This is a genomic window from Streptomyces sp. UNOB3_S3 (assembly GCF_020740895.1).
Taxonomy (GTDB): Bacteria; Actinomycetota; Actinomycetes; order Streptomycetales; family Streptomycetaceae; genus Streptomyces.
Genome location: NZ_JAILXP010000779.1, coordinates 1 through 554, shown reverse-complemented (window position 1 = coordinate 554; position 554 = coordinate 1). Strand labels below are relative to the sequence as shown.

The following is a 554-nucleotide window of genomic DNA, read 5'->3' as shown; positions in this document are numbered from 1 at the left end:
CCGGACTGCTGCTCGCCACCGTCGGCGGCGAAGAGCGCGCCGCCGACGGTGGCGAGCAGCAGTCCGGTGCCGAGCACGGCCGGCGGCCGGGCGGCGACGAGCACCGCTCCCCCGGTGGCGGTGGGCAGCAGGGCGAGCAGCAGGAGCCGTTCGCGGCCGAGGACGAGCAGCGCGGTGGCGGCGGCCAGGTAGAGGGCCTGGCCCGCCGCGAAGACGAGCACGCCGGCCGGGGCGCGCAGGGCGAGCGCGGCGGCGGTGGCGAGGAGGGCGCCCAGGGGGGCGCCCACGGTCAGGGAGCGGCCCGCCGCGGCCCGGCCGCCGGCGGCGAGCCGGAGGTAGGCGCGGTGGGCCAGGCCCTGGTTCCAGGCCCAGGCGGTGAGCGCGGAGGCCACCAGCGCCCAGGTGCCGGCGGGCATCCCGAAGCGGTCCCGGGCGCCGGCGAGCAGGGGTGAGCCCAGCGCGTAGCCGAAGCCGGGCAGGGTGAAGACCACCGAGCGCAGCAGGGGCTGCCACGGCCCGGCCCGCCAGGGGTCGGGGCGTGGCAGGCCCTGCTG

At 80.9% G+C, this 554-nt stretch carries 1 pseudogene; it reads right to left on the bottom strand.

The features are described 5' to 3' along the window. A pseudogene (locus K6I33_RS35600) lies at positions 1–554 on the bottom strand (hypothetical protein); the annotation flags it as partial.